Origin of the sequence: Novosphingobium mangrovisedimenti, from assembly GCF_025153475.1 — a bacterium.
In the GTDB taxonomy this organism is placed as follows: Bacteria; Pseudomonadota; Alphaproteobacteria; order Sphingomonadales; family Sphingomonadaceae; genus Novosphingobium; species Novosphingobium mangrovi_A.
This window is the reverse complement of record NZ_JANZXA010000011.1, coordinates 116,460-139,138: the sequence shown is the minus strand read 5'-3', so window position 1 is coordinate 139,138 and position 22,679 is coordinate 116,460. Positions and strand designations below refer to the sequence as shown.

At 63.9% G+C, this 22,679-nt stretch carries 24 protein-coding genes and 2 tRNA genes; 15 read left to right on the top strand and 11 right to left on the bottom strand.

Translation table 11 applies throughout. The features are described 5' to 3' along the window. Positions 1 to 158: 158 nt before the first annotated feature. The 4 genes from NZK81_RS16010 (at position 159) to NZK81_RS15995 (ending at position 4,078) form a co-directional block, all read left to right on the top strand. On the top strand, positions 159 to 1,055 hold the full coding sequence (locus NZK81_RS16010) for a helix-turn-helix domain-containing protein (protein ID WP_260047075.1): 897 nt from the start codon (positions 159 to 161) through the stop codon (positions 1,053 to 1,055). Positions 1,056 to 1,196: 141 nt separating this feature from the next. Continuing rightward, positions 1,197 to 2,363, top strand: a complete 1,167-nt coding sequence (locus NZK81_RS16005) for a sulfotransferase family protein (RefSeq protein WP_260047074.1) — start codon at positions 1,197 to 1,199, stop codon at positions 2,361 to 2,363. 56 nt (positions 2,364 to 2,419) lie between these two features. Further along, entirely contained in the window at positions 2,420 to 2,899 is a 480-nt protein-coding gene (locus NZK81_RS16000; protein WP_260047073.1) for a VOC family protein, read from the top strand. A gap of 459 nt (positions 2,900 to 3,358) precedes the next feature. Then, positions 3,359 to 4,078 (top strand): helix-turn-helix transcriptional regulator, encoded by a 720-nt coding sequence (locus NZK81_RS15995; protein ID WP_311202102.1) that lies wholly within the window; start codon positions 3,359 to 3,361, stop codon positions 4,076 to 4,078. An 11-nt stretch (positions 4,079 to 4,089) separates the two neighbouring features. Here NZK81_RS15995 and cofH read toward each other — a convergent pair whose 3' ends face one another. From cofH to cofE, 3 genes are read right to left on the bottom strand one after another with little or no spacing between them, the layout of a single operon-like run. After that, on the bottom strand, positions 4,090 to 6,420 hold the full coding sequence (gene cofH / locus NZK81_RS15990; protein WP_260047072.1) for a 5-amino-6-(D-ribitylamino)uracil--L-tyrosine 4-hydroxyphenyl transferase CofH: 2,331 nt from the start codon (positions 6,418 to 6,420) through the stop codon (positions 4,090 to 4,092). A 2-nt stretch (positions 6,421 to 6,422) separates the two neighbouring features. Beyond that, positions 6,423 to 7,376, bottom strand: a complete 954-nt coding sequence (gene cofD / locus NZK81_RS15985; RefSeq protein ID WP_260047071.1) for a 2-phospho-L-lactate transferase — start codon at positions 7,374 to 7,376, stop codon at positions 6,423 to 6,425. Then, positions 7,373 to 8,107 (bottom strand): coenzyme F420-0:L-glutamate ligase, encoded by a 735-nt coding sequence (gene cofE, locus NZK81_RS15980; RefSeq protein WP_260047103.1) that lies wholly within the window; start codon positions 8,105 to 8,107, stop codon positions 7,373 to 7,375. The genes cofD and cofE overlap by 4 nt, the downstream gene beginning before the upstream one ends. Before the next feature lie 119 nt (positions 8,108 to 8,226). Here cofE and npdG point away from each other — a divergent pair, with 119 nt between their 5' ends. From npdG to NZK81_RS15950, 6 genes are read left to right on the top strand one after another with little or no spacing between them, the layout of a single operon-like run. Beyond that, positions 8,227 to 8,877: an NADPH-dependent F420 reductase gene (gene npdG, locus NZK81_RS15975; protein ID WP_260047070.1), complete on the top strand. Its 651-nt coding sequence runs from the start codon at positions 8,227 to 8,229 to the stop codon at positions 8,875 to 8,877. After that, complete coding sequence (cofC, locus tag NZK81_RS15970; RefSeq protein ID WP_260047069.1) at positions 8,874 to 9,485, top strand: 2-phospho-L-lactate guanylyltransferase; 612 nt, start codon at positions 8,874 to 8,876, stop codon at positions 9,483 to 9,485. Before npdG ends, cofC begins: the two co-directional genes overlap by 4 nt. A 41-nt stretch (positions 9,486 to 9,526) precedes the next feature. Next, positions 9,527 to 10,396, top strand: coding sequence for an SDR family NAD(P)-dependent oxidoreductase (locus NZK81_RS15965; RefSeq protein ID WP_260047068.1), 870 nt, complete (start codon positions 9,527 to 9,529; stop codon positions 10,394 to 10,396). A gap of 29 nt (positions 10,397 to 10,425) precedes the next feature. Beyond that, positions 10,426 to 11,346, top strand: coding sequence for an LLM class F420-dependent oxidoreductase (locus NZK81_RS15960; protein WP_260047067.1), 921 nt, complete (start codon positions 10,426 to 10,428; stop codon positions 11,344 to 11,346). Positions 11,347 to 11,377: 31 nt separating this feature from the next. After that, the gene (locus NZK81_RS15955) at positions 11,378 to 12,625 is read left to right on the top strand and encodes an MFS transporter (protein WP_260047066.1); all 1,248 of its coding nucleotides are present in this window, start codon (positions 11,378 to 11,380) and stop codon (positions 12,623 to 12,625) included. A 40-nt stretch (positions 12,626 to 12,665) separates the two neighbouring features. Further along, positions 12,666 to 13,478 (top strand): sugar phosphate isomerase/epimerase family protein, encoded by an 813-nt coding sequence (locus NZK81_RS15950; RefSeq protein WP_260047065.1) that lies wholly within the window; start codon positions 12,666 to 12,668, stop codon positions 13,476 to 13,478. On the opposite strand, the gene thiE is transcribed toward NZK81_RS15950, so the two are convergent. After that, the gene (gene thiE / locus NZK81_RS15945; protein WP_260047064.1) at positions 13,475 to 14,131 is read right to left on the bottom strand and encodes a thiamine phosphate synthase; all 657 of its coding nucleotides are present in this window, start codon (positions 14,129 to 14,131) and stop codon (positions 13,475 to 13,477) included. The two genes, NZK81_RS15950 and thiE, sit on opposite strands and share 4 nt — an antisense overlap. A gap of 96 nt (positions 14,132 to 14,227) precedes the next feature. On the opposite strand from thiE, the gene NZK81_RS15940 reads away from it, so the two are divergent. Further along, entirely contained in the window at positions 14,228 to 14,707 is a 480-nt protein-coding gene (locus NZK81_RS15940; RefSeq protein ID WP_260047062.1) for a hypothetical protein, read from the top strand. A gap of 30 nt (positions 14,708 to 14,737) precedes the next feature. Here the strand turns inward: NZK81_RS15940 and NZK81_RS15935 are convergent, their stop codons facing one another. The 5 genes from NZK81_RS15935 to tkt form a co-directional block, all read right to left on the bottom strand. Then, positions 14,738 to 15,043 (bottom strand): hypothetical protein, encoded by a 306-nt coding sequence (locus tag NZK81_RS15935; RefSeq protein WP_260047061.1) that lies wholly within the window; start codon positions 15,041 to 15,043, stop codon positions 14,738 to 14,740. Positions 15,044 to 15,240: 197 nt separating this feature from the next. Then, positions 15,241 to 16,152 carry a fructose bisphosphate aldolase gene (locus NZK81_RS15930; RefSeq protein ID WP_260047060.1) on the bottom strand — a complete coding sequence of 304 codons (912 nt, stop codon included), beginning with the start codon at positions 16,150 to 16,152 and terminating at the stop codon, positions 15,241 to 15,243. 209 nt (positions 16,153 to 16,361) lie between these two features. Then, positions 16,362 to 17,561, bottom strand: a complete 1,200-nt coding sequence (locus NZK81_RS15925) for a phosphoglycerate kinase (protein WP_260047059.1) — start codon at positions 17,559 to 17,561, stop codon at positions 16,362 to 16,364. A gap of 109 nt (positions 17,562 to 17,670) precedes the next feature. Beyond that, positions 17,671 to 18,678, bottom strand: coding sequence for a type I glyceraldehyde-3-phosphate dehydrogenase (gap, locus tag NZK81_RS15920; RefSeq protein WP_260047058.1), 1,008 nt, complete (start codon positions 18,676 to 18,678; stop codon positions 17,671 to 17,673). Positions 18,679 to 18,693: 15 nt separating this feature from the next. Then, positions 18,694 to 20,682 carry a transketolase gene (gene tkt / locus NZK81_RS15915; RefSeq protein WP_260047057.1) on the bottom strand — a complete coding sequence of 663 codons (1,989 nt, stop codon included), beginning with the start codon at positions 20,680 to 20,682 and terminating at the stop codon, positions 18,694 to 18,696. Between the two features lie 204 nt (positions 20,683 to 20,886). On the opposite strand from tkt, the gene NZK81_RS15910 reads away from it, so the two are divergent. From NZK81_RS15910 to NZK81_RS15895, 4 genes are all read left to right on the top strand, one after another. Further along, on the top strand, positions 20,887 to 21,060 hold the full coding sequence (locus NZK81_RS15910; RefSeq protein ID WP_260047056.1) for a hypothetical protein: 174 nt from the start codon (positions 20,887 to 20,889) through the stop codon (positions 21,058 to 21,060). Continuing rightward, positions 21,057 to 21,365: a cell division protein ZapA gene (zapA, locus tag NZK81_RS15905; protein WP_260047055.1), complete on the top strand. Its 309-nt coding sequence runs from the start codon at positions 21,057 to 21,059 to the stop codon at positions 21,363 to 21,365. Before NZK81_RS15910 ends, zapA begins: the two co-directional genes overlap by 4 nt. 174 nt (positions 21,366 to 21,539) lie before the next feature. Next, positions 21,540 to 22,124: a 5-formyltetrahydrofolate cyclo-ligase gene (locus NZK81_RS15900; protein ID WP_260047054.1), complete on the top strand. Its 585-nt coding sequence runs from the start codon at positions 21,540 to 21,542 to the stop codon at positions 22,122 to 22,124. A gap of 1 nt (position 22,125) precedes the next feature. Beyond that, positions 22,126 to 22,341: a DUF2842 domain-containing protein gene (locus NZK81_RS15895; protein ID WP_260047102.1), complete on the top strand. Its 216-nt coding sequence runs from the start codon at positions 22,126 to 22,128 to the stop codon at positions 22,339 to 22,341. Positions 22,342 to 22,440: 99 nt separating this feature from the next. Here the strand turns inward: NZK81_RS15895 and NZK81_RS15890 are convergent. Together NZK81_RS15890 and NZK81_RS15885 are read right to left on the bottom strand one after the other, a co-directional pair. Continuing rightward, a tRNA-Asp gene (locus NZK81_RS15890) sits at positions 22,441 to 22,517 on the bottom strand. Between the two features lie 71 nt (positions 22,518 to 22,588). Continuing rightward, positions 22,589 to 22,665, bottom strand: a tRNA-Asp gene (locus tag NZK81_RS15885). Positions 22,666 to 22,679: the final 14 nt, after the last annotated feature.

Here is a 22,679-nt window from a genome sequence, read left to right as displayed (position 1 = left end):
CCTCAATCCCGAAAACGTGCGCCCACAGGAGCGCGGTTATGCCTCAGAGGTTTCGGCGGGCACGGCTTGCCTATCAAGGGTAGCGATAATAGAAATCAGGCCCAAGTATGCCATCAGGGACACAATTCTGGCCGCCGGCCAGCGACCGGAGATCAACCTTGCCCGACAGCGTAGCGCAACGCCCGACCATATCCGTCGATGCCGAGCTGAACGCTCCCGGCATCGTCGCGCAGATCGTACGCTTCGCGATCCCGGAACCGACGGCCACGCTCCACGAAGTGCCTGACCGCTACCACGTCAATATGTGCCTGACGCCGCGTCCGCTGAATTCGCGTGGCGGTTTTCGGGACCGCTGGGGGCCGCACCGGTTCGAACGTCTGGGCGACATCTTCATGCTCCCGCCGGGCGAGGAACTCTACGTCAAGGGCGAAAGCGGGCGGCAGGCTTCGCTGATCTGCAGCATCGATCCGGCGCTGGTGCACGAGATCGTGGGGCGCGATCTGGTGTGGGACGACCAGCACCTTGCCGCGACACTGGACATTTCCAGCGCGCAGGTGCGTGCCCTGCTCTTCCGGATAACCGCGGAAATCCGCCATCCGGGCCTTGCCGCCACGAAAATGCTCGAGCTGCTGGGGGCCGAACTGGCCATCGAACTCGGCCGCTACTGCTACGAAGTGGCGGAGCGGTCCGTGACCGGCGGGCTGGCCGGATGGCGTCTCCGGCTGATCGACGAACGCCTTGCGGACAGGCTCGAGGCACCATCGCTCAAGGAACTGGCTGAACTGTGCGGGCTGTCGGTCCGTCAGCTGACGCGCGGCTTTCGCGTCAGCCGTGCCTGTTCGATCGGGGACTATATCGAACAACGCCGGATGGAGGCCGCCAAGCGCCTGCTGATGGAAGGCGAGAGCGTCAAGACCATTGCCTTCACGATGGGCTTCGCCTCGCCTTCCAGCTTCACCTTTGCCTTCCGTCGGGCGGTGGGCACGAGCCCGACCACGTTCCGCCAGCGACAGGGACGCGTGCTGAGTACGACGCCGGCAGATGCCGGGTATTGACCCAATTTCCATGTAATGACCTGAATTATATCCCCTGGTGCATTGCCAATGCACGGCTGCAAGGCGTTATTTCGGCGCCTACGCAATGGCTGCCGATGCAGTCCGAAAGCACAATCCAACGGGACAGAGGATAGAGCACGCATGACCGAGCTTCTGGTCGCCGACGCCCTCATCGAACAGGCGATGAAGGAAACCGGCATCGACACCTTCGACAACGACACCTACCGCGAAGGCCTCGACGTCTTCATCGCGTCCTTCAATGAAGGCATCGAAAAGGGCTGGATGAACGAAGGCGGCACCGGCCGCGCGAAGAACGATACGCAGCACTATCTGCGCGGCCGCCTGAAGGTTTCGCAGTATCTTCGCGAGAACCCGGACCTGCTCGACCGGCCGATCGAAAAGCCCGTCTTCGTCATGGGCGTGCCGCGCACCGGCACCACGCTGATGTCGAACCTGCTTGCCGCCGATCCGGCGCGCCGTTCGCCGCTGACCTGGGAAATCGACGATCCGGTGCCGCCGGTCTCGTCGAAGGACATGCTGATCAACGACCCGCGCGCGCAGGGTCGTCTGGCTCAGGAAAAGGCGATGCTCGAAGCCAATCCGGAGATGGGCAAGTACTATCGCGGATCGGCCATCTACCCGAACGAGTGCGTGTTCTTCATGGCGCACGATTTCAAGACGCTGATGATCGAGTCCAAGGGCAAGCTGCCGCTCTACAAGGACTTCATTTTCTCGTGCGACATGACCAGTGCCTACGAGTACCACAAGAAGTTCCTGCAGGTGCTGCAGCACCATGCCGGCGGCGTGTGGAACGTGAAGAAGCCGAGCCATGCGCTGTGGCTGGAGACGATCTTCAAGATCTACCCCGATGCCCGCGTGATCTGGACGCACCGCGATCCCTTCACCGCGACCGGTTCGCTGTGCTCGATCATCTCGCTCAGCCACATGGCGCACATGGGCAAGATCGACACCGAGTGGCTGAAGGAAGACTACGTCTGGCAGGCCGCAGAGCACGCCAACCGGATCATGGATTTCCGTGACAAGTTCGGCGAGGACAAGATCATCGACGTCCACTACGCCGATCTCGTCGAGGATCCGGTGGGCGAGACCAAGAAGCTCTACGCCAAGCTGGGCGACGAGTGGACCGCACAGGCCGAGGCCGGCATCCAGAAGTGGGTGGACGACAACCCGCAGAACAAGTTCGGCAAGCACGAATACAAGCTGGCCCAGTACGGGATCACCAAGGAAGAGCTCGAGCCGCTCTTCGAACGCTACCTTTCGCGCTACGACGTCGCGCGCGAGGGCTGATACATATCGGGGGCGAGGCTGAACAGCCCGCCCCTTTCCACATGGGGGAGAGACACATGCTCGAAGGCATGCACTACCAGAACGCCTATATCTGCGACGATCTCGAAGCCGGGATCGATCTGTTCCGGGGCCGCGGCCTCACCAAGGAGCCGATCATCATCCCCGTCGACCAGACGGTGCTGACGCCTGAAGGGCCCAAGCGGCAGAAAGGCCGCATCTGCTTCATCTGGATCGGTGACCTGCAGTACGAGCTGATCGAAAACGAGATCGACGAAGTGGGCATCTACGCAAACTGCCTCTCGAACGGCGGCCCGTTGCGCTTTCACCATATCTGCTTCCGCATCGACGACTGGGATGATTTCCGCGCTCGCGCGGACCAACAGGAGTTCCCGGTAGCGATGGAGCGCGACCTTTCCGGCGACGCCGACGGCACCGGGCTGAAGTTTCTCTACCTCGATGCCCGCAAGGTCTTCGGGCACTACCTTGAATACACTTGGATGCCCGACGCGATGTGGCAGCAAATCCGGGCGATGTGACGGCCGATCAGGCGATTAATCGTCAAAGGAAATGACCTGCCAGCCCCGGGCCCGGGGCTGGCAGGTCGTCTTCAGGCACTGCGGTTCCCGAGCAGGCCACAGCTTCTGGTGCGACCCGAGGGCTTGCGGCTTGCGTGTCAGGCGCCGGAGGGAGGAGGAGGAGGGCGGCGCCCGTCGCATTGCAACTCTGGCCCAATAAGTGTCGCCGGTTTCGCGGACGAGTCCCGCACTCACGGGACACGCGTTTGCCGCAGGGGGCTTGGCAGCAATCGACGACAGTTGCTCTGATATTCTTCCATTTCCGTCACGGGAATTGGAATGCAGTCTCCTTTCCTTTAAAGGGAGAGACAGAAACCCGACTTGCCATCTTGAATTGCGCCTTTTGATTTGCTCTTATTGCAGTGCTTCGAGCGACTACGAGACCAGTCTGTTTTCCAATGTATTGTGCGGGACACGAACATGCCTGCGATAATGGAAAAAGTATTACGCAGCAGAAGTCTGCCGGACCTTCTCGAGGTCATGCCCGCATATTTCGAGGAAAACGGGTTCTCTTCCTGTTTCTACTTCTCGGCAGCTCCGGGAACACGGGGAAATGCGCCGGAAGGACTGATGGAACCGATGCACCACGGATTTAGCCCGGAGGTCGTGAGGACCTATCTGGCTGCCAATTTCCAGCGACTCGACGTAGTGCCGCGAACGGCGATGGCGCTCGGCGTTCCCGTTCGCTGGACCGAGGCCTGGGCATCCGTGGATGCGACGCCCGAGGAGCGCGGCTTCCTCCAGTTGATGCGCGAACTTGAGATCGGCGATGGCTTCACGATGCCGTGCTATGGGCCCAACGGCCGCGACGGTTACGTCGGTATCGGGAGAATGGCGGAGAACGCGCGAGTCGACGAGGATGCCCTGCGAGAAATGCACATGGCCGCTCAGGCCATGCACCTGCGCATCTGCGAATTCCTGGCCGGCCGGCAGGCCGACGACAGGCCTCTGTCCGGGCGAGAAAGAGAGGTGCTCGATTGGGTGGCCCGCGGCAAGAGCAACAGTGTCATAGCCGAAATTCTCGGTATTTCCGTGGGGACTGTCGATACCTACCTGCGCCGCATCTACGACAAGCTGGACGTGACAGACCGGACGTCCGCCGCAGTACGCGGGATCGGCATGGGCCTGATCGCGGCCTGATCCCCACCCGGTCAGGCCACCTCGCCCGTCAGCAACGATCCGGCCACGTTCGCGTACAGCGTGGTGCGCTGCTTTAGCTTGCGCCCCACACTTTTCGCCGCCTTGCGCAGTTCGTCGACGCCTACTTCCTGGCCGTGCGACGCGCCTGCGGCCCGGCTGATGCTTTCGTTCATCAGCACGCCGCCCAGATCGTTGGCGCCCGCCGCCAGAACTGCGGCCGCTCCCTCCATGCCCAGCTTCACCCATGAGCACTGGATCGAGTCGATCGCGCCATGGAGCGCGAGGCGCGCAACCGCGTGCATCAGCACCGTTTCGCGCCAGGTCGGCCCCTTGCGGCTCTGCCCGCGCCTGTAGAATGGCGCTTCCATGTGGACGAGTGGCAGCGGGACGAACTCGGTGATACCGCCCGTATCGAGTTGCAGGTTCCGCAGCGCCAACAAGTGGCGCGCCCAGTGCCCGATCCCTTCGAGGTGGCCGAACATGATCGTGGACGTCGTCGGCAGGCCCACGCGATGGGCAGAGCCAACGACATCGAGCCATTCCTGCGTCGTCAGCTTGTCCGGGCAGATCTGCGCCCGGATGTCGTCGCACAGGATCTCCGCTGCCGTGCCGGGCAAGGAGCCGAGACCGGCATCACGCAGCATCGCAAGATAGTCCGCAACCGGCATATCCAGCGTGCGCGCGCCCTGGCTTACCTCGAGCGGCGAAAAGGCGTGGACGTGCAGGTCCGGGCAGGCGTCCTTCACGGCGCGCAGGATCGCCAGATAAGTCTCGCCGGTATAGCTCGGGTGAATGCCGCCCTGCAGGCAAACCTCGGTGGCACCCCTGTCGACCGCCTCGCGGGCTCGGTCGGCGATTTCGTCGAGGTCGAGATTGTAGGGCTTGTCGCGGAAGCCCGCCTTGGTGCTGGTCTTCGAAAAGGCGCAGAACGAGCAGGCGTGCGTGCAGATGTTGGTGTAGTTGATGTTGCGGTTGACGACGTAAGTCACGTCAGTGCCGCGCACTTCGGCCCGCAAGGCGTCGGCTGCTTCCACCACCGCTTGCGCAGCGGAACCGCGCGTGGCGAAGAGCGTCACGATCTCGTCCTCGGACAGCGAGGCACTGTCGGCGGCACGGTCGAGGATACGATGAATGCGCGATGCCACCGGCCCCTCGTACCGTCGTCCCAGCGGCAGCTGCACGCTTCCCGGCGCCGGATCGGCAACACCGGGGCTCCACTGACTGTCCCTCCCCAGCCCTTCGGCATCGGCCAGTTTCAGGACCTCCGGCCGGATCGCGGGGTCGAGCCATTCACTGTCCGTCGCACCGATGTAGCGCGGATAGATCGTCAGGCGCTCGACCAGCGGCAAGCCGGCACGTGCGCACACGGCCTCCAGTCGTTCGATTTCCGGCCAGGGTGCCTCCGGGTTCACATGGTCGAGCGTGACCGGCGAAATTCCGCCCCAGTCGTCTATGCCGGCGTCGATCAACTCGGCAAGCCGCTCGTCGTTGAGATTGGGGGGAGCCTGCACGGAAACCTCATCCGGCATGACAATGCGCGCGGCGGCGATGGTTCGCAGGAAATCGTCTTCGCTGGCCTCGGCTGCGCCGGACATCTTGGTGCCGGGCTTGGGGCAGAAGTTCTGGACAATCACTTCCTGCAGGTGGCCGTGGCGTCCATGCAGGTCGCGCAGCGCAATCAGCGCTTCGATACGCTCCTGCGGCGCCTCTCCGATACCGATCAGCACGCCGGTCGTAGTCGGCACCCGCGCGCGTCCCGCCGCATCGAGCGAGGCGATGCGCAACTCCGGCACCTTATCGGGCGAACCATGGTGGCACATGCCCTTTTCGAGCAGGCGCTCCGAGGTGCTTTCCAGCATCAGTCCCACCGAAGCCGCGACCGGGCGCAGCATGCGGTAGTCCTCTTCGCCGAGGATGCCTGCATTCACGTGCGGCAGCAGGCCGGTTTCCCTGAGGACCAGTTCCGCGCAGTGCCGAACGTAATCGATCGTGCGGGAAAAGCCGTTTTGCACCAGCCACTCGCGCGCCGCTGCGTATCGCCTCTCCGGCGCATCGCCGAGCGTGAAGAGCGCTTCCTTGCAGCCCGCCGCAGCCCCGGCGCGGGCGACCTCCAGCACCTCTTCCTCGGACATGTAGGGCGCTTCGAGCCGTGAGGGCGTCGTGGCGAAGGTGCAATAGTGGCACACGTCCGCACACAGGCGCGTAAGGGGAATGAAGACCTTCGGCGAATAGGTCATGCGGGCGGGACCACGCATGTCCCGGCGCGCGCAGGCTTCGGCGAGCAGGTCTTCTGTTGGCGTGGAAAGGAGACGCGTTATCAATGCGCTGTCGTCGCGAGCCATGTTTATCCTGTTTCGATACGGGCTGCGGACAGTGCTACGCGCGCAAGCCGCTCCCGATCATCGGCATCGCACATGACTGTTCCCGTAATCGTGACCGAAAGGCCCGCCCCGCGCAACCCCTCGGCATCGGCGGCATCGGCGTTGTCTATCACCAGATGATCCAGAAGATCGCCGTAGTGATCTGCGATCGCAGCATTGGATACGGGTTGCCCCAGCTCTCCCAGCAGCTTTGCCAGAGGCCCCTTCAACGCGGTTCCGCCCACCAGCGGCGAAACCGCGATCAGCGGCACGCGGCGGCCTTCGAGCGTCGCCCTGACGCTGTCCACCGCCAATATCGGATCGACACTGAGATACGGATTCGAGGGGCATACGACGATCGCGCAAAGGTCTTCCCGGGCCAGCGCCTCGGTAAAGGCCGGGGACGGCGCCGCGCCCGGAATGCCGGCGAAGCGGATGCCCGTTGCCACCGGCCGGCATTGCTCGGCAACGAAATAGCGCTGGAAGTCCAGCCATCCTTCCGCCGTTTCGACCTGCGTGCGCACGGGCGTGTCGCTCATGGGAACTATCGCGTGCACGATACCCAGTTCGCGGGTCAGCCTGGCCGTTACTTCCGACAGGCTCTCACCCGCGCGCAGACGCCAGCTTCGGGCGATATGCATAGCCATGTCCCGATCGCCGAGGTTGAACCAGTCCGCCTCGCCCAGCGCCTTGAGCATCCCCATGGCCTGCCAGGTCTCGTCTTTCACGCCCCAGCCCCTCTGCGTGTCGTTGAGACCGGCGAGCGCATAGGTGACCGAATCGATGTCGGGACAGATGGTCAGCCCCAGATGCTCGAAATCGTCCCCTGTGTTGACGACGATGGTCAGGTCTTCTGGAGGCAGCACAGCCGCCAGCCCCGCCGCCAGCTTGGCGCCGCCGACACCACCCGAAAGCGCGAGCACGTGTTGTGCCTTCATCGAAACATATCCTGCTCCATCGGTCGCAGGCCGCTCGCCGCTCCCGGACCGTCTTCCGCGCCGACCCAGCGCCCGGCGCCCCGCACGAGCGCGACCGGGGTGCCTTCGGCCCCCTCGCCCATGGCCAGCGTCCCCATGGCGGCGATCGAGTCCGCTACGGCGATCACGGTTGCCTGCAAGGTACGGCCGAAGAGGTCCTGAGCCCTGCCCCGCCGGTCTTCCAGCACGGTCAGGCCCGCGCACCCTATGGCGGTGCCCACTGTTCCGATCCGCCATGCCCGGCCCATCGAGTCCGCGATAACCACGCCTGGCTTTATGCCGGTGGCCTTTTGCAATTCGGTCCGGATTGCCCGCGCCGAGGCGTCGGGGTCCCTGGGCCAGAGCAGCACGGTGCCATCCTCCGCGCCCTCGACATTCGAGGCATCGATCCCGGCATTGGCCAATACATGCCCGCTGCGATGACGCGCGACGATTGCTGCAGGTGTCGCCCGCAGGATTTCGGCGCTTTCATCGAGGATCGCCTGGGCCATGGTCGGTTCGCGGTCCGTAAGACGAGCCAGTTCCTCCGCTTCGGTTCCCGGGGTGAAGGCATCCAGTTCGACCGCCCTTCCTTCGACCTTGGAGACGATCTTCTGGGCGATCACACAGATATCGCCATCGCGTAGGTCGTCTCCTTCGCCGCGCAAAACCGTGCAAATGGCTTGCGCTATCGACATTCCGGGGGCGAACATGGGCAACCCGGCGAGCGGGCGCACGGTCATTTGTGCAATCGGGTCCATGGGTCCTAATAGGTCCGCCTCGTCGTTCAGGACAATCGCCTCAGACAAGAATTCGCGGGAGAGATAGACAAATGGCAGCCATTGCAGTGATCGGCGGAACCGGCGCACTGGGTAAGGGAATCGCGCGCCGCCTTATCAAGGCTGGCCATGACGTGACGATCGGTTCGCGCTCGGCCGAAAAGGCGCAGGTCACTGCCGAGGAACTCGGCGCATCGGGTTTTGCCGCCAATGCCGACGCGGCGAGTGGCAAGGACGTGGTGATCGTGACCGTGCCCCATGCCTCGCAGGGCGACACGTTGGCGCTCATCAAAGGCAAGGTCGGCGATGCCGTCGTGGTCGATACCACGGTGCCGCTAGTTCCACCCAAGGTGATGCGCGTGCAGCTTCCCTCGGAAGGGAGTGCCGCGATGCAGGCGCGCGCGCATCTTGGTCCGGACGTGCGCCTCGTCACCGCGTTCCACAACGTCTCGGCCCACCATCTCGACAGCGACCACGCCATCGACTGCGACGTGCTGGTGTTCAGCGACGATGTGGAGGCGCGCAAGATGGTGATCGAGCTGTGCCCCGGCATGGGCCTGCGCGGCCTGGCGGGCGGAGCGCTCTGCAATTCGGCCGCTGCCGAAGCCCTGACCTCGATCCTCATCTACATGAACAAGACCTACAAGGCCGATGGCGCCGGCATCCGCTTCACCAGCCTGACGGACGCTCCGCCGATTCCATGAGCGTGTCCGCGAACATATGGGCACTTATCCCGATCAAGGCTCGTGGACAGGGCAAGTCCCGCCTTGCCGTCACCCTGTCCGACGCGGAGCGGGATGCGCTGGTCGATGCCATGTTGCGCCATGTTGTCGATGCGGCGGCCGATGCAAAAACGGTCGCGCGCACCGTGCTGGTCGGCCCGTCGCGGCATGGAATGGATGCCGGCATACCCTTGATCGACGAGCCTGGCAGCGGTCTCAATGACGCGTTGGCAAAGGCTCTCGACGAGATTTCGAATGCCCGGGGCAGGCCGGATCGGCTGATCGTGATTGCCGCCGACCTACCCTGCGTGACGGCACTCGATCTCGATCTGCTGGCCGAAGCCCCGCATGGCACGATCGCCATCGCGCCCGACCGGCATGGTACCGGAACGAACGCCCTGTGCCTCCCCTTGCCCGAGGCGGCAGGCTTTCGCTTCCACTACGGCACTGACAGCGCCGCCCGCCATCGCGAGGAAGCGGAAAGGCTGGGGCTCAGCGTGGAGACGATCCTCAGCGAAGGATTGGAGAAAGATATAGACGAGCCATCTGATCTGGTTGATGCTGGACAGGTGTATACAATCAAGCACTAGGCAGCGCATGCTGCCAAAGATGCCGAAGACGGCACAAAACGGTGGAGAGGATTTTGCAGGCAAGCGACATCGACTTGACGGGACAGGTGGCTTTCATCACCGGCGGCGGCGGCGGAATCGGTCGCGCAACGGCTCTGTGCATGGCTGACATGGGAGCCGACATCGCCATCATCGAGGCCATTCCCGAGCGCTGCGACCAGGTGAAGGGGATGGTCGAGGCACGCGGCCGCAAGGCGCTTTGTATCCCCGGCAACGTGATGGACGTCGAAGCGCTGCAGAATGCCGTCGCGGCCGCAGCAGACACATTCGGACGGCTCGACATTCTCGTGAACAACGCTGGCGGCGTGACGCGTCGCAACTTCCTCGACCTCCAGGAAAAGAACTGGCGGCGTCACATCGACCTCAATCTGGTGAGCAACATCGTCGCCACGCAGGCGGCCGTTCCGGTCATGATCGAGGGCGGCCGTGGCGGTTCGATCATCAACGTGACCAGCATCGAGGGCTCGCGCGCGGCGCCGGGCTATGCCGTCTATGCCGCGTGCAAGGCCGGCATCAACAACATGACCCGCACGCTTGCACTTGAATTCGGCGAATACGGGATCCGCGTCAACACCATCGCGCCCGACTATACCGTCACCCCCGGCACGCGCGGTCAATGGACGGGCCCGGTCGACGAGAGCAAGTGGTGCCAACCCACCGAAGCGCAGATTGATTCCGTCCGCCGCCGCATCCCGGCCGGCCGCGCCGGGATCGACGAGGAATGTGGCCGCGTCGCGGTATTCCTGGCCTCACCGATGGCAAGCTACGTCAACGGCACGATCATCCCTGTCGATGGCGGCTCGTGGGCCTCCAGCGGCTGGGTGCGTGACCACAACGAAACCTGGATCCTTCCTCCCGAAGTGATCGACTGACCTTCCCCGGATCAAGACAGAGCACGACTATGACCTTCACACTCAGCACCAGCCTGCCCTTCGACCATGTGGAACAGGGTGACGAATTCGTCTCGATGCAGGCGCTTCACGAGATCGCCCGCGCCTTGGAAGACGCCGGTTTCTACGCCGGTTCGGTAACCGATCACCCGGTCCCTTCCGCCCGTTGGCTCGACAACGGCGGCCACTATGCGCAGGATCCCTTCGTGATGCTGTCGATGCTGGGGGCGGTCACGACCAGGCTGCGGCTGCAGACGAACATCATCGTCCTGCCCTACCGCAACCCGTTCATCACCGCGCGCGCGGTATCCTCGCTCGACCACTTCACCGGGGGGCGTGTGATCCTGGGTATGGGCGCGGGATACATGAAGGCGGAGTACAAGGCGCTGGGCGTCGACTTCGACACCCGCAACGACCTGATGGACGAATACATCAAGGCGATGAAGCTGGCCTGGACCGGCGAGGACTTCACTTTCGAGGGCACCGGCTACACAGCACTCGGCAACCGCGTACGGCCCACGCCGATGCAGAAGCCCCACCCGCCGCTGCTCGTCGGCGGCAACTCGAAGCGCGCGCTGCGCCGCACGGTCGAACTGGGTGATGCCTGGCACCCCTTCTTCGTGCCCAAGACCATTACCGACACCGCCCGCACCGCCAGCATGGAAGACGACGAGGACGTGAAGGGCGCGATCGCCTACATGCAGGAGCATTGCGCCAAGGTCGGCCGAGAAACGCCGCCCAAGGTAATCGCCTCGTCGACCTATTCGGTGAAAGCCGGCTGGAACGCCCAGGAAGCGCTCGATCACTTCGCGCACCTCAAGTCGATCGGCATCGATGCCTCGGGCGCGACGATCTACGCCGAGACGCGCGGCGAATATTGCGACCTGGCCCGCCACTTCGGCGAAGCGGTCATCGCAAAGATCGATTTCTGATCCGGCTGCAGGCCTTGGGAGGGGCTGGAGAATGAACGAACCGGCAACCGCGAGCGAGGAGTGGCGCAGGTACTGGCCCACTGTGCTCGCGGCGATGGTCGGGATGTCGTTTTATACGGTCATCACCTATTCGCTCAGCACCTTCATCGGGCCGCTGGAAAAGGAATTCGGATGGAGCCGTACCGCCCTCTCCTCGGGCCTGACGATCTTTGCGGCGATCTCGATGCTCGGCGGCCCGTTCGTCGGCATGGCACTCGACAAGTTCGGCACGCGTCGGCTGGCGATCGTGGGCATGGTACTGACGGGCGGCGCCTTTACCGCGTTCAGCACGCTCAGCGGTTCGATGACCCAGTGGATCGCTCTTTACGTGATCTATGGTGTCTTCGCACTCGCCATCAAATCCACGGTGTGGAGCGCTGGCATTTCCAGCGTTTTCACCCATGCCCGCAGCCTCGCGCTGGCGGTCGTGCTGAGCGGGTCGGCGATAGGGCAGACCCTTGCGCCTCTTGCGGCGAACAAGCTGATTAACGCCTTCGGCTGGCGTGAGGCCTACATATGGCTCGGCCTTGGCTGGGCGGGGCTGGCCTTGATTCTCCTGGTCCCGTTCTATTTCGACGCCCATGCCCGCAAGGCAAGGGCAGCCGACAAGGGCGGAGCGACCACCACCGTTGTCCTGCCGGGCCTCACCATTCCGCAAGCAATCCGGGATATCCGTGTGATCCGGATCGCGGTCGCGAACCTGCTGATGTCGATGGTGGGCTCGGGCGTGTCGGTGCACCTGGTCCGCATCGTCTCGGAAAGCGGGATTGCGATGGATACCGCAGTGGAAATCGCGGCCACGGCGGGCCTTGCCGGGCTGGTGGGCAAGCTCGGTGTCGGCTGGCTCCTGGACCGGATCCAGGGCAGCATAATTCCCTTTTTCGGCTTCGCAACGGGTGCCTTTGGGCACTTCCTGCTCATCGGCCTCATTGCCGGACCATCGCCGCTCCTGATCGGCGCCATGTGCATCGGCTTCGCGTCGGGTGCAGGGCTGCAGATCTCGACCTATCTGGTTTCCCGTTATGCGGGCTTGCGAAACTTCGGCGCGATCTTCGGCACGATCAGTTCGATGATGATGGCGGGCACCGCCGTCGGTCCGCTCATTGCCGGTGCCGTGCACGATCTCACGGGCAGCTACGACATGCTCGAGATGATCGCCGCGCCGACGATGCTTCTGTGCGCCTTCCTGTTCGTTGGCCTCGGTCCCTATCCGGAGTTCAGGGCTGCCGAGGAAAAGTGACGATCATGCCGGCGCATGCAGCCCGCCAGAAAGGTCCTCAATGCACGATACGAAAGACAGGCTCTCCATCGAATTCATCTGCGTGCTCGGAATGCCGCCGGTGGATTTCATCCGACTGGCCCGGGAACTGGGCGTATCGGCCATCGGTCTGGCCCCGCAGCCCATCACCGCCAACCCGCACGGCTATCCCGCCTGGAACCTGCTCGAGGACGCCGCGCTCGTGCGTGAAGCCAGGGCTGCGCTGGCGGATAATGACGTGCGTGTCGCGCTCGGCGAAGGCTTCCTCGTGCGTGACGGCATGGACTTGACACAATTCGCGCCGATGCTCGACCTCTTCGCCGACCTGGGCGCACCTGCCGTGAATGCCGTGAGCATGGCAGCCTCTCCGGAAACCTTCGGTGCCTTTGCACAAATGGCCGGAGAACGCGGTTTGCGCGCCACGGTTGAGTTCCTGCCGCTCATGCCCCCGGCCTCATTTGCTGCAGCACTCGACTATGCCGCGGCTTGCGGAGCTGCCAACGCACAGGTTCTGGTCGATGCCATGCATTTCTTTCGTGGCGGCAGCACCGTGGCGGAGCTGGCTGTGGCCGATCCCGCGAAGATCGGGCATGTGCAGATCTGCGATGTGCCGATGCCCGCAAGGACTGACGACTATGGCCTTGAGGCACGCGAAGAGCGGCTTGCGCCCGGCGCCGGCGACCTGCCACTCGCCGATTTCCTGAAGGCGCTGCCGCAAGGCGTGACGATCGGACTGGAAGTCCCGGAAACGGCCAAGGCATACGCGGGCATCGGCCCTCTCGAACGTCTTGGTCCCGTCGTCGAAGCGGCGCGCGGTCTTCTCGCGCGGATTTAGGACATCGCGCCTTTCATTGCCGCATGGAAGGCCTTTACCGCCGCTGCTTCGTCGCCGTTCCACACGGCACCGCTCACGGCGAGGAAATCGGCACCTGCCCTGACCAGCGGTGCGCAGTTTTCGGGCGTGATGCCGCCGATAGCGACGCAGGGGATTTCGAACAGGGCCTGCCACCATTCCAGCAGGTCCAGCCCGGCGGTATGCTTCACGTCCTTCGTGGTGGTCGGGAAGAAAGCTCCGAACGCCACATAGTCGGCGCCCGCTTCACCGGCCTCCATCGCAAGATGGCGGCTGTTGTGGCAGGTTACGCCGATCTGCGCATCGCGTCCCAGAGCCTGTCGCGCTTCCTCGACGGTCCCGTCTTCCTGCCCCAGATGTACCCCGTCGGCGCCGATACGCCTGGCTAGGCTGATCGAGTCGTTGACGATGAACGCAACCTCGCGCTCCGCGCAGATCGCCTGCAATGGCTCGGCAAGCCGGGCGGCCTCATGCTGGTCGATGTCCTTGACCCGGTACTGAAACGCGGCAACCGGCCCCGCATCGAGCGCACGCGCAAGCCGATCCGGAAAGGACCCGCAGACATCGAGCGGAGAAATCAGGTAAAGCTGCGTCGGTTCACGCTCGACTTCGGTCTGGACGTTTTCATCGGTCATGGCCGCGCTCTAGAGCCTGTTCAGCCTTGGTGGAAGTGCCGTGTTTGCAGGCGCGGTCGCGGCGGCCCGCCATTCCGGAACCGTTCAGGCGTCCCGATGCTTTCTGCAGGCATGAGAAATCACGCCCTGCCCTTCATCGCCGCATCGCTTGGTCTTGCCGGTTGCGCGATCATCCCGTCCGCAGCGCCGCCGGAAGCGCAACCGGCGCCTTACCAGTCGCAGCCCACTGCACCGACCAAGCCCCCACCGCAGCCCGAAGCACCGCTTGCCTATGCGGCGCTCGGACAGACCGTGATTGTCGACGGGCCTAAAGTCACACCATTGGCGATACTGGAAGACAGCCGCTGCCCGATGAACGCCCGCTGCGTCTGGGCGGGGCAGGTTCGCCTTCGCATTCGCGTCGATCTCGGCTCGGGCAGCAGGACGATGGAAATCACGTCGGGCGAGCCGATCCAGGTCGCCGATGGGAAACTCGATCTTGTGACCGTCCAGCCCGACAAGCTTGCCGGTCGAAACGGCGGCACCATAGAACCGGCATCCTATCGTTTCGGCTTTCGGTTCATGGGCGGTCTGTGAGGGGCCGCACGGTGCCGCGGTAATGGTTGCCTATCGGTCGACGACCGCGGAGATGCGGTGAAAGAAAGGATGGTGCGGCGTGGCTCCGACATCGATGTCGTGAAACATCCCCATGGCGAGCGTCGGCAGCATTTTCTCGAGCCCCACAACGTCCTCGCCATTGCGGACATCGATATGCACGCGCAGCTTTCCGTCGAACTCGAAGGTGATCCTGGCGTCGCGCGGAGAGACATCGCGCAGCATGGCTAGAATTCTCGTCAGTTCTTCGGACACCATGTTCGATTTCTGGCTCGGAAGATGCTCTACCGTTTTCCTCTGCCCCTCGATCTCGCTCATGATGATAGTTTCTCCACAACGCAGAGCGTCGCACCCTGGACCCGTCAGTTACCGCATCGGCCCGCCATATTGAAGCGCCGCGACGCCAACGTCCGCTTCTAGCACATCGTTCCTTTCACAGGCCAACGACAAAGCCCAACGAAAAGGCGGCGCCCGATCCGGACGCCGCCCTTTCAATTCGAACAATGGAGGTTCGATCAGGCTGTTGCGGCCGTCTCGATCTTCTGCGTTGAACCCGCGTAGATCTCGTCGATCGCGGAGCCGAGCGAGACGTTGAACTCGGCGTCGCTCATCTTCGAACGCAGGTCTTCCAGCAGCGCACGGCTGAAGCTGGCGATGATGCCCTTGTTCTTCGACAGTTCCACGCAGGCCTCGGGGCGCTTGTAGCCGCCCGAAAGGGCGACGACGCGCAGAACCTTGGGATGCTCGACCAGAGGATCGAACGTGCCCGGCACCACCGGCAGCGACAGCTTGAGCATGACCTGCTGCCCCTCGGGCAGCTCGTCGAGGCTCTTGAGGATTTCGGCGAGCAGGATCTTGTCGCACTCGGCGCGGGTCTCGCTCTTGATGTTCACCTCGGGCTCGATCATCGGCATCATGCCGTGGCCGAGCACCTGCTTGCCGATCTCGAACTGCTGCTTGACGACGGCGGCAATGCCTTCGGCATTGGCCGAATTGATCACCGAGCGCTCCTTGGTGCCGAACACACCCAGCGCCTTCGAACGCTCGAGCAGGGCATCGAGGGTCGGCATCGGCTTCATCAGCTGCACGCCATTGGCCTCGTCCTCGAGGCCCTTGTCGATCTTGATGAAGGGGACGATGCCCTTGTTGGTCAGCGCGGTCGGCGTCGGCACGCCATCGACCTGGCCGTCCATGGTCCGCTCGAACAGGATAGCGCCGATCACCTTGTCGCCGGTGAAGACGGGCGAGGAGATGATGCGCGAACGCATCTGGTGGATCAGGCCGAACATCTCTTCTTCGGTCGACCAGGCACCTTCTTCGATACCATAGCCCTTGAGCGCCTTGGGCGTAGAGCCACCGCTCTGGTCCAGCGCGGCGATGAAACCGTTACCTTCGGCCATCTTTGCCGCCATATCCGAATACTGCATGGGTACTCCTCCTGCCTTGTTCGATAACTTTAACGTGACGTTATCCGCCGGTCGATCTCTTCGCAACTGCGGTACAATCCGCCTGGTGTGCCATGTCCGGACACTGCCCCAGGTCGCCCCCGCGCACACGAACGCACAGCCCTGCCGACCGCGAAATGCCGCATGGCCAGGGATACCGCACCCGATCCAGGCACGATATCCCTCATGTCTCAGGCGGAAAGCGCCGCGACGCCGGGAAGTTCCTTGCCTTCCATCCATTCGAGGAAGGCGCCCCCGGCCGTCGAGATATACGTGAAGTCCTGCGCCACGCCCGCATGGTTGAGCGCGGCCACGGTATCGCCGCCACCGGCAACCGAAATCAGTGAACCCTCGGCGGTCAGCGCTGCGGCCGTCTTGGCCAGCGCCACGGTAGCGGCATCGAACGGCTGCATCTCGAAGGCGCCCATCGGGCCGTTCCAGACCAGCGTCCGGCAGGTCTTGAGCACGTCACCCAGTGCCTCGGCAGCCGTGGGCCCCGCATCGAGGATCATCTCGTCGGCTGCTACTTCATGCACGTTGCACGTGCGCAGGCTCGGCGGATTGGCGGCGAATTCCTTGGAGACGACGACCTCGTAAGGCAGGTGCACGGTGCAGCCCGAGGCATCGGCCGCGTCGAGGATTTCGTTCGCGGTACCGGTCAGGTCATGTTCGCACAGCGACTTGCCGACATCGACGCCCTTGGCGGCGAGGAAGGTGTTGGCCATGCCGCCGCCGATGATGAGGTGATCGACCTGGGTAACAAGGTGCTTGAGCACGTCGAGCTTCGAGGAAACCTTGGCGCCGCCGACGACCGCGGCAACCGGCTTTTGCGGCGTGCCGAGCGCCTTGTCGAGCGCTTCCAGCTCGGCCTGCATCGACCGGCCGGCATAGGCGGGCAGGACCCGCGCCAGCCCTTCCGTGGTGGCGTGCGCACGGTGCGCGGCCGAAAAGGCATCGTTGACGTAGAAGTCGCCGTTTGCGGCGATGGCCTTCACCAGTTCGGGATCGTTCTTTTCCTCACCCTTCCAGAACCGCGTGTTCTCCAGAATGGCGATGTCGCCCGCGCGCAGGATACCCACGGACTGCGCGACGACGTCGCCTGCAATCTCGGGCACGAACATCACTTCCTTGCCGAGCACTTTCTCGACCGCGCCAACGACCATCGACAGCGACATCGTCGAGACGCGCTCACCCTTGGGCCGGCCGAAGTGCGCCAGCAGAAGGACCTTGGCGCCTTTCTGCGACAGTTCGAGAATGGTCGGAGCCGCCGCACGGATGCGGGTCTCGTCGGTGACCACGCCGTCCTGCATGGGCAGGTTCAGGTCGACACGGACCAGTGCCACCTTGCCGGTCACGTCACCAAGATCGTCGAGGGTCTTGAAAGCGCTCATTGCTCGTTCCTTGCTTCGCCGCTGCGGATACGACACGCCGCGAAAGCCGGGTGGGCTCTCGCGGCGCATGTATGGCGACGGACGGAGTGGTCCGCCGCCGGGTTCACGTTCAGAGGAACTTCGCCATCGCGCCCGCGGTGTCGAGCATGCGGTTCGAGAAGCCCCACTCGTTGTCGTACCAGGACACGACGCGCACGAACTTGCCTTCCATGACGGCCGTTTCCAGGCTGTCGACGGTCGAGCTTGCCGGGTAGTGGTTGAAGTCCGACGAAACCAGCGGCTGATCGGTGTAGGCGAGAACGCCCTTCATCGCGCCTTCCGAAGCGGCCTTCAGTGCGGCGTTGATCTCTTCCTTGGTGGTTTCGCGCTTCGGCACGAAGCACAGGTCGACCAGGCTGACGTTCGGGGTCGGCACGCGGATCGACGACCCGTCGAGCTTGCCCTTGAGTTCCGGCAGCACGAGGCCGACCGCGCGGGCGGCACCCGTGGTGGTCGGGATCATGTTGGCGGCGCCGGCACGGGCGCGACGCAGATCGGAGTGGATCTGGTCGAGCATGCGCTGGTCGTTGGTGTACGAATGAACCGTGGTCATGAAGCCACGCTCGATGCCGACGGTGTCGTTCAGAACCTTGGCGACGGGGGACAGGCAGTTGGTCGTGCACGAAGCGTTCGACACGACGATGTGATCGGCGGTCAGCGTCTCGTGGTTCACGCCGAAGACGACGGTGTTGTCGACGCCGGTGGCCGGAGCCGAGATCAGAACCCGCTTGGCACCCGCGTCGAGGTGCGGCTGCGAGGCTTCCTTCGACTGGAAGAAGCCGGTGCATTCGAGCACGATGTCGATACCCAGGTCCTTATGCGGCAGCTTGCCGGGATCGCGCTCGGCCGTGACGACGATGTCCTTGCCGTTGACGGTGATCTTGCCTTCGCCGGCCTCCACCGTGCCGGGGAAACGGCCGTGGGTGCTGTCATAGGCAAAGAGGAGCGCGTTCGACTTGGTGTCGGCCAGATCGTTGATCGAAACGAGATCGAGCCCGCAGTCCGGGCGCTCGAGGATCGCGCGCGCTACAAGGCGCCCGATACGTCCGAAACCGTTGATCGCAACCTTGGTCGCCATGTTCAATACTCCTCCTTAGGCGCTGAGTTTGTCGAGAATCTTGGGCACGATGGCTTCGACGGTGAAACCGAAACGTGCGAACAGATCCTTGGCCGGGGCCGACGCACCGAAGCGGTCCAGGCCGATGTTGAGGCCGCCATTGCGGCTGATGGCAGTGTAACGTTCCCAACCCATGGTCGATCCCGCTTCGATCGAAACGCGCAGAATCGAAGGGTCGTGCGGCAGGATTTCGTGCTTGTAGGCTTCATCCTGCGCTTCGAAAAGCTCCATGCACGGCATCGAAACGACATCGGCGCCGATGCCCTGCCCGGCAAGCGTGTCGCGCACGTTGCAGGCCAGTTCGACTTCCGAACCGGTGGCGATCAGGATCACCTTACGATCGCCCTCGGCGTGGCGCAGCACGTAGGCACCGCGTGCCGAAAGCATATCGCCCGACTTGCGCAATTGCGGCAGGTTCTGGCGGGTAAGCGCCAGTACCGACGGCGTGACGGACGCTTCCAGCGCGAGGTTCCAGCACTCGGCGGTCTCGACCGCATCGGCGGGGCGGAACACGTTGAGGTTCGGGATCAGGCGCAGACTCATCACCTGTTCGACAGGCTGGTGCGTCGGTCCGTCCTCGCCCAGACCGATCGAATCATGGGTCAGGACATAGATCGCGCGGGCCCGCTGCAGGGCCGACAGGCGGATTGCGTTGCGGCAGTAGTCCGAGAAGATCAGGAACGTGCCGCCATAGGGGACCACGCCGCCGTGCAGAGCCATTCCGTTCATCGCGGCGGCCATGCCGAATTCGCGGATGCCGTAGTACACGTAGCGGCCCGCATAGTCCTCGGAGGTGAACGGCGCCTGGCACTTGGCCTTGGTATTGTTGGAGCCGGTGAGGTCGGCCGAGCCACCCACCATCTCGGGAATGGCCGGAGCCAGCACGTTCAGCCAATTCTCGGAAGCCTTGCGGGTCGCGACGGTCGAATCGCCTGCGACCCATTCGGCGAGCGCCTGGCGGATCGGTGCGCCATCGGGCAGTTCGCCCGCCATGCGGCGGCTGAACTCGGCGGCGTCTGCACTGTCAGACAAGCGCGCATCCCACTCTGCCCGCGCTTTCGCACCGGCCGCGCCCAGCGAGCGCCAGTCGGCGAGAATTTCAGCAGGCACCTCGAATGGCGCGGCGTTCCAGCCCAGATATTCGCGCGTGGCGGCAATCTCGTCGGCGCCGAGGGGGGCGCCGTGAACGTTGTGGCTGCCCTGCTTGTTGGGCGCACCCTTGCCGATCACGGTGCGACAGGCGACCAGCGTCGGCTTGTCCGAAGCCGCTGCTTCAGACAGCGCACGTTCGATGTCGGCGAAGTCATGCCCGTCGCACGAGAAGACATCCCATCCGGCAGCGCGATAGCGTGCGGGGATGTCTTCGCTGGTCGAAAGCGAGGTGTCGCCATCGATGGTGATCTTGTTGTCGTCCCACAGGACCTTGAGCTTGCCCAACTTCAGATTGCCGGCAAGACCGATGGCCTCGTGGTTGATGCCCTCCATCAGGCAGCCGTCGCCCGCGATGACCCAGGTATTGTGATCGACCAGGTCGCTGCCGAAGGTGGCATTGAGATGGCGTTCGGCCATCGCCATGCCAACGGCCATCGCCAGGCCCTGTCCAAGCGGCCCGGTGGTGCATTCCACGCCCGGAATCAGGAAGTTTTCGGGGTGGCCGGCGCAGGGGCTGCCAAGCTGGCGGAAGTTGCGGATGTCGTCGATCGTCGGGCTTTCGTAGCCGGTCAGATAGAGCAGCGAATAGATAAGCATCGAACCGTGACCGGCGGACAGCACGAAGCGGTCGCGGTCCGCCCATTCGGGGGCGGCGGGATCGAACTTCAGGAACTTGGCGTAAAGCACAGTGGCGACATCGGCCATGCCCATAGGCATGCCGGGGTGGCCGCTGTTGGCTGCCTGAACCGCATCCATCGATAGCGCCCGGATGGCGTTGGCCATCGGCGCGAGACGGTCGGGGGCAAGGGTCATGGATTAGCTCCGGGTACGGGTATTTGCGGGACGATTCGGAAATTTGCGCCACCCCTTTAGGGAGAGGCGGCCTCCCGTCAAGTTCGGCACCCCATTTCACGCGCTTACGTACAGCGGGCGGCGACCCGCCCGCAGGTCCACGCGACTGTGAACAACCCGGTCCAACTGCTTGCCTTGTGACGATAATACGATAGCCATGGCGCCATGGAAGAGGTGCCGATCGTCAAGGCGGTTGAAAGGATCGAAGCAGCGCTGGCACGCGTCGAGGCGGCCTCGCGGGAAGCGGCGGACCTTCGCAATCGACACGAGCGGCTCAAGGCCTCCGTCTCCCGCTCTCTTGAAGATCTGGACAGGCTGATCGCGGACCGGACGGAATGAGCAACGTCACGCTCTCCATCGGCGGCCGCAGCTTTACCGTCGCCTGTGCCGACGGCGAGGAAGACCATGTCGCGGGCCTCGGTAAGTTGATCGACGACAAGGTGTCCGAAGCCGGTGCCACCGGCCAGACCGAGACCCGCATGCTGCTTTACGCCGCCCTGCTGCTGGCCGATGAAGTTCACGACCTGCAGGGCCGCAAGAATGCAGGCGCCGTGCCTTCCGGTCTGGCAGCACGCCTTGTCACGATCGCGGAGCGGATCGAAAATCTTGCAGACCTTCTTGAGAGCGACGCATCGAACGCCTAGATAGCACGTGACGGGATCTGCCCGGCACGAGCCGTTCGAACATCCCTGAGGCTATAAGCAATCCAAGGGGGCTGTCCCTGCCCGGATCGTGGTCCGACGTACATGGCTCCCACCTGACGTGAAGGCGTCAGAGGATTTCTAGGAAAACGACCCAAGGTGGACCCGTCACCCCCGATGTCACCCGCTGAAGAGAAGACAGCCCTGCGCAAGGCCTACCGCAAGGCGCGCGCCGATCATGTCTCGGGCCTGCCGGAAGGCCTGCGCGCGCTCGTGCTCAACCGGCCGCCGGCGCCAGTGGTGGCGAAGATACCTGAAGGTGCCACGGTCGGCCTCTATCATCCCGCGGGTACGGAAGCCCCTGCCACGGGCTGGGCGCGCTGGTTCAGCGAAAATGGCCGCCGTATCGCCCTCCCCTGGTTCTCCGCGCGCGATGCCGCAATGGAATTTCGGGCCTGGGCCAATCCCTGGGACGAAACTGGTCTCGAACCCGGTCCCTGGCGCGCCCTGCAACCGCTGGGCGACGATGGCCCGGTCATTCCCGATGTCGTCGTAGTCCCTCTGCTGGCCTTTACTGCCGCCGGGCACAGGCTGGGCCAGGGTGGCGGGCATTACGACCGCTGGCTGGACGCACATCCTCAGGTGCCCGCAATCGGGCTTGCATGGGATTGCCAGATCGCCGAGGAGCTGCCGCACGAAGCCCATGACCGCCCCCTTGCGGCCGTGGTGACGCCGACGCGAATCTATGAAGGACATGACTGACATGCGCGAAGCCCCGACATGGCGGATACCGATCGGCGTCCTCCTCCTCGTGCTTGCGCTCGCGCTTTACGGCATTGCGGTCGCCAGTTTCGTGCCCCCGCTCATCGGTGAGTGGAATGCGCTTGCCCAGACGCCGGTCTACGTGGTGCTCGGCCTCGTCTGGATATTGCCCCTGCGACGTTTCCTGATCTGGATGGAAACCGGCCGCTGGGGCTGATCGCGCCCCTGGCTTGAGAGCGTTTCCACATGGCTGGAAATGGAAAAGGCCGGGACAAGCCCGGCCTTCTTTCGTGCTGCGTGGCCACTTCGTGGGAAGTGGCGCGAGTGACGGGGCTCGAACCCGCGACCTTCGGCGTGACAGGCCGACACTCTAACCAACTGAGCTACACCCGCACAGCAATGTATGTGGTCAGGCAGGGCCTGGCCGTCCGCAACCCTGCCGGTTTCCCGGTAGAGATCCCAAGTGGCGCGAGTGACGGGGCTCGAACCCGCGACCTTCGGCGTGACAGGCCGACACTCTAACCAACTGAGCTACACCCGCGTACTTTGCGGTGC

Coding starts and splice junctions, on each gene's coding strand:
- NZK81_RS15950 (WP_260047065.1), top strand. CDS start 12,666: ATGCACGATACGAAAGACAGGCTCTCCATCGAATTCATCTGCGTGCTC.
- tkt (WP_260047057.1), bottom strand. CDS start 20,682: ATGACCCTTGCCCCCGACCGTCTCGCGCCGATGGCCAACGCCATCCGG.
- NZK81_RS15910 (WP_260047056.1), top strand. CDS start 20,887: ATGGAAGAGGTGCCGATCGTCAAGGCGGTTGAAAGGATCGAAGCAGCG.
- cofC (WP_260047069.1), top strand. CDS start 8,874: ATGAGCGTGTCCGCGAACATATGGGCACTTATCCCGATCAAGGCTCGT.
- NZK81_RS15900 (WP_260047054.1), top strand. CDS start 21,540: ATGTCACCCGCTGAAGAGAAGACAGCCCTGCGCAAGGCCTACCGCAAG.
- NZK81_RS15935 (WP_260047061.1), bottom strand. CDS start 15,043: ATGAGCGAGATCGAGGGGCAGAGGAAAACGGTAGAGCATCTTCCGAGC.
- NZK81_RS15925 (WP_260047059.1), bottom strand. CDS start 17,561: ATGAGCGCTTTCAAGACCCTCGACGATCTTGGTGACGTGACCGGCAAG.
- NZK81_RS15940 (WP_260047062.1), top strand. CDS start 14,228: ATGCTTTCTGCAGGCATGAGAAATCACGCCCTGCCCTTCATCGCCGCA.
- NZK81_RS16000 (WP_260047073.1), top strand. CDS start 2,420: ATGCTCGAAGGCATGCACTACCAGAACGCCTATATCTGCGACGATCTC.
- gap (WP_260047058.1), bottom strand. CDS start 18,678: ATGGCGACCAAGGTTGCGATCAACGGTTTCGGACGTATCGGGCGCCTT.
- NZK81_RS16005 (WP_260047074.1), top strand. CDS start 1,197: ATGACCGAGCTTCTGGTCGCCGACGCCCTCATCGAACAGGCGATGAAG.
- cofE (WP_260047103.1), bottom strand. CDS start 8,107: ATGTTCGCCCCCGGAATGTCGATAGCGCAAGCCATTTGCACGGTTTTG.
- cofD (WP_260047071.1), bottom strand. CDS start 7,376: ATGAAGGCACAACACGTGCTCGCGCTTTCGGGTGGTGTCGGCGGCGCC.
- NZK81_RS15930 (WP_260047060.1), bottom strand. CDS start 16,152: ATGCAGTATTCGGATATGGCGGCAAAGATGGCCGAAGGTAACGGTTTC.
- zapA (WP_260047055.1), top strand. CDS start 21,057: ATGAGCAACGTCACGCTCTCCATCGGCGGCCGCAGCTTTACCGTCGCC.
- npdG (WP_260047070.1), top strand. CDS start 8,227: ATGGCAGCCATTGCAGTGATCGGCGGAACCGGCGCACTGGGTAAGGGA.
- NZK81_RS15995 (WP_311202102.1), top strand. CDS start 3,359: ATGCCTGCGATAATGGAAAAAGTATTACGCAGCAGAAGTCTGCCGGAC.
- thiE (WP_260047064.1), bottom strand. CDS start 14,131: ATGACCGATGAAAACGTCCAGACCGAAGTCGAGCGTGAACCGACGCAG.
- NZK81_RS15955 (WP_260047066.1), top strand. CDS start 11,378: ATGAACGAACCGGCAACCGCGAGCGAGGAGTGGCGCAGGTACTGGCCC.
- cofH (WP_260047072.1), bottom strand. CDS start 6,420: ATGGCTCGCGACGACAGCGCATTGATAACGCGTCTCCTTTCCACGCCA.
- NZK81_RS15960 (WP_260047067.1), top strand. CDS start 10,426: ATGACCTTCACACTCAGCACCAGCCTGCCCTTCGACCATGTGGAACAG.
- NZK81_RS15895 (WP_260047102.1), top strand. CDS start 22,126: ATGCGCGAAGCCCCGACATGGCGGATACCGATCGGCGTCCTCCTCCTC.